This window comes from Anaerolineae bacterium, assembly GCA_014360855.1.
Lineage (GTDB): Bacteria > Chloroflexota > Anaerolineae > JACIWP01 > JACIWP01 > JACIWP01.
This window is the reverse complement of record JACIWP010000254.1, coordinates 1-4,255: the sequence shown is the minus strand read 5'-3', so window position 1 is coordinate 4,255 and position 4,255 is coordinate 1. Positions and strand designations below refer to the sequence as shown.

At 66.1% G+C, this 4,255-nt stretch carries 3 protein-coding genes; all 3 read right to left on the bottom strand.

The window, feature by feature from the left end; translation table 11 throughout:
* The coding region (locus tag H5T60_12125) for a glycosyltransferase family 2 protein (GenBank protein MBC7243179.1) at positions 1-408 on the bottom strand (408 nt) is incomplete at its 3' end.
* A 25-nt stretch (positions 409-433) separates the two neighbouring features.
* A complete protein-coding gene (locus H5T60_12120) occupies positions 434-3,841 on the bottom strand; it encodes a hypothetical protein (protein MBC7243178.1) in 3,408 nt (1,135 codons plus the stop codon).
* Positions 3,838-4,239, bottom strand: coding sequence for a hypothetical protein (locus tag H5T60_12115; protein MBC7243177.1), 402 nt, complete (start codon positions 4,237-4,239; stop codon positions 3,838-3,840). Before H5T60_12115 ends, H5T60_12120 begins: the two co-directional genes overlap by 4 nt.
* Positions 4,240-4,255: the final 16 nt, after the last annotated feature.

Genomic DNA, 4,255 nt, shown 5'->3' with positions numbered 1-4,255 from the left:
GTAGCTGGCGAAGCGGTTATAAACCCAGTTGGCCAGGTTGCGGTGCCAGGCGCCGGCGCCGGGCGGCCGCGCCCCCACGGCCATGTCATAGCTGTCCATTTTCTCCAGGAGGCGCGGGATGTCAGCTGGATCGTGCTGACCATCGGCGTCCATGATGACCACGATGTCGCCCATCGCGGCGCGGATGCCCGAGCGCACCGCCGCGCCGTTGCCGCGGTTGTACGGATGGCGAATCACCCGCGCCCCCTTGGCTCGCGCCACCTCGCCCGTCCGATCGTGGGAGCCGTCGTCCACCACAATGACCTCAAGCTCGGGAAGCTCCAGGGCGAACACGGCGTCCAGGACATCCCCGATGGCTTCTGCCTCGTTGTATGCCGGCATCACGATTGAGACCTTGTAGTTCTCCATCCTCTTACCTCTTTGCTCGGTGGATTTACTGAAGGACCTCCAGCGGCAAGAGCAACGCCCAATCCACTCGCACCTCGCCCGAACCCGAGAGCAGGGCCGGACAGAAGCCGAGGGAACGCACGCCGGCCGGCACCTCTATCACCGCCGGCACCATTGTCCAATCGATGGACTGCTCCAGCTCCTGGGCCGATTGGGTGCGGTACTGCCCCAGCCGGCGGTAATCCCAATAGCCGGCGATGACCTTTCCGCCGGCGTCCACTCGTGCCGACAACCGCACCAGGTACAGATACTTTGCGCGGGGGATCACCGTCAGCTTCTGACACCATCCGCCCTGATAGACCATTCCCTCTCCCTGCACGACAGCGGTGAGATCCCCTTCTTCATCCGGCAAGAAAGTGAGTCCGGCCGAGGGGTCTGCCGCGATGCGCCGCCAGGGGCCGGCCTCCCCCAGGGCAAAGTCCGCATCCTGCAGGAGGTTCCGGCCGGCCAGGGCGGTTGCCAGTATCGGGTCGCCATCCGCCGGCCGGAGCAGCGCGCGGGCAATTTTGCCTGCCCATCTCGGTTCCCATCTCGGCAGGGCGGTGGATAGCCACGCCGCCAGGCGTCCTTCCTCTGGCGAGAGGGGAGCAGGGCCCCCCAGTGCCTCTGTGGTGTACCAGCCGTAGGCGATGCAGGAAGCGCCGGCGTCGGTACCCTGCGCCTGCAACCAGAGGCGTTCATCGGGGAGCGCCGGCAGTTCCACCAGCCGCTCCTCGCCGGCGAGGAGCATATGTTGTGTCCAGACACGCAGATCCCCGTCCGAGCGTCCTCCCAAGAGGGAACAGAACATCTCATTCCCATCAGCTCCCTCCGCCCGCAGTGCGAGGCGCACGGGGGAAGAGACCGGACGGAGGAGCTGTAGGGAAGCCAGGGTGCCCACCGGCGCCCGCACCGCCAGCCGCGGCCATCCCCCTATCCGCAACTGAGTACTGCCGCGCGCTGTCCCGTGGGCAGGCATGCTCAGCCGGGACAGCCGTTCGGCGATGAAAGCATGGGTGTCCTGGAGGAGTGCATCCGCCAGCAGTCGAACCGTCATTGGCCGGCTGATCTCCCAGGACCGCAGTGCCGGCGCCGCGTCCAAGAGCCTCGCCGGAAGAGCATCCAGTTGGCGCAGGGCCTGCTGATACAAGCCCAGCGCTTCGCCGGCCCGGCCGGCGCGCTCGGTGCACCAGGCGGCGCCGGCGGTGGCCATGGCGAAATTGGGCAGACGGCTGTGGACCTCATCAAACAGACGGCAGGCCTCTTCCTCCTCGCCCCGCATCCAGGCCGCCTGCGCCATGCCGACCACTGCCAGCGGGGATGAGGGATCGCCGGGCACGAGATAGACGCTGTGGGTGTTCGAGCGGGCCAATTTCATGTACATCGCCGGCAGGCGGTCGAATTGATCCTCCAGCGCCGGCATCTGCTCCCTGTTCAGCACGATCAGTTCCACATCGAACCGCTGGAGCGCGTCCAATACCTCCTGGCTGATCGGGTCCAGTGCCCCCCATTGATTCACGAGGTTGAGTCGGGCCAGGGCCTCCTCCTGGCGCTCCGGTGGGAAGGAGGGGAGTGTGCCGCGGATGCCGCGCGTCGCCAGCACGCGGGCGAAGGGCCAGATGGAAGGAATTTGGTAGGTCTCGTCGGCGGACGCCAGGACCATGGGTACGCCCATGGCAGTGACCGCCGGCTCCAGGGGTGCCAGTGTCTCGTACAGCCCGGGACTGGGTGTCCACTGACGGGCCGGCCGGCCGATGATCTCCCGCTGGAGAGCGGATACCGCCAACCAGACCAGGCCGGCCAGGCAGACTGCTCCTATCAGGGTGATGAGGATGTACCGTAAGGGCACCGGCAGGATGCGGCGCAGACCGGCCCAGGCCCTCTGCCACCAAGGGAGCCAGACGTCCTCAAAGCCGTCCAGGATATAGGCGATGGTGAAGGCCGGCATGCATATCCAGCCGATGCGCCACAGCGTATTAAATTCCGTGAACTGATCCATCAGGTTGGGCAGTCCGGGCAGGAACATCAGCGCCAGCGGGCCGATCTGGTTGCCCAACAGCAGTGCGGTGGGAAGTCGGCCCCGCAGCCGGCGGGAGAGCAACAGCGGGGTGAGCAGGAGGCTGATCACCAGCAGTGGGTAGAGCACCAGCGTCGGTTCCACGATGAACCACTGACTGCCGCCCAGGAAGCGGATGCGCCCCTGCGCCAGATCGGCCTGATGCAGGAGTTCCCATGCCTGGCTCCCCGGCGCCGGCCCCCGCTTCAGCGCCATCCAGGCGGTGAAAGCGACGAAGCCGGTCCAGGGGAAGAGGCAGGCTATGGCGCCGGCCGCGCGCCGAATCCTGGAAAAAGGATGGCGCAGGATCAGCAGGGTCACCAGCAGAAAGCCGCAGGAAAGGAGCTGGAGCATCAGCACCTCGGCGTGCACGGCGGACAGGCCGGCGCCCAGCACAAACAGGCCGGCCCAATCCCGCCGGGTGGCGCCCTCCAACGCCTTCAGCACCAGGTATGTCCCCGCCGGCATGAGCACAAAAAGGGCGGTGTACTTGTCGTAGTTGATGGTGGCGATGAACTGCGAGCCGGGTTCCCGGAACCCTGGCGCCAGGAACAGCAGGGCGGCGAAGATGGCGGTGGCGCGCAGGGCGCGCGCCGGCGGGCGAAACAATGCCGCCGCCAGGGTATATGCCGCCCCAAGGGCCATGAGCGCCATCCATACCTTAAAGGGTTTGGCGAAGGCATAGCCTGGGTGCAGTCCCACCCCGCGTGACAGAAAGGCCTGGAACACCAGCCAGACGTTGTAGACCATGCGGGGACTGTCCGGGACCCCCGCCCCAAATGATGGGTGCGCGGCATTCACAGCGTTGGTGGCGATATACTCGCGGATATAGGAGTTGTACGTCCAGTTATCGGCGTTCTCCGGCCCCCAGACGGCCAATCCCAACAGGGTCAGCGTCAGGAGGCCCAGGATGAATAACCAGGCCCTGTCCTGCCGGCCGAAGGGCCAGACCCAGGGGCGCGGGCTGATGTGTCCGATGAGATGCGGCGCGAGCAGGACCAGGATGGTGGCCGCGGTCAACAGCCCGAACACCGTCAGCGGCGTGTGGAGCGCCAGGACCAGCCAGCCGGCCGGCGCCAGCAGGCCGCAGGACAGCGCTATCCACACCGCCGGCGAGGCCGGCGTCACCCGTGTCCCGCTGAGATGCAGCCATTCGTCCAACAGATAGCCGGGCACCCATGCGCTGGCCAGGAATAGGGCAACCAGCCAAATCGCCTGCCAGACGGCGATATGGTCCTGCAGGGGTGGAGGCAGAAAGGTGCCGGCCAGCACCGCCAGGACGGCGGCCAGCGCGATCGCTGTCTGCCGCCAGGGCAGGGATGCGTTCCCTCGTGGGTTGTCTGGAAGCGATCCGGTCATGGCACGACCTCCTGACCCGGTAGGGTGTCTGCTCCCAACAGCGTATAGTTCACCTGGTAAATGTACACGCCGCCGAATTTGGCAACGTTCTGCAGGTATGGGGCCGAGTCCAACTGGGCCTGGTTCACGCCCTCGGCAAAGTCTGGCAGGTTGCCTCCGACGCTCGCCGCCGGCGCGAACAAGACCACATCCACATGATGCGTCGTGATGATATCGGTGCAGGTGGGATTGTGGAGGATGTATTCGGCAGGGGCATGTTGGGTGATCCACTGGAGGGCTCGCATGCCGTCGCGGTTTAGGTTGCCGTGTAACGCGGTGGAAAGCCCTTCCTCCCGCGGCCAGATGAGGCTCACCAGGAAGAAGCCGGGCAGCCCCCAACAGAGCGCAATGGCCAACATGAGTCGAATGATCTGC

Bases quoted from the DNA above. Each gene is read 5' to 3' on its own strand.
- H5T60_12115 (MBC7243177.1), bottom strand. From the start codon at position 4,239: ATGTTGGCCATTGCGCTCTGTTGGGGGCTGCCCGGCTTCTTCCTGGTG.
- H5T60_12120 (MBC7243178.1), bottom strand. From the start codon at position 3,841: ATGACCGGATCGCTTCCAGACAACCCACGAGGGAACGCATCCCTGCCC.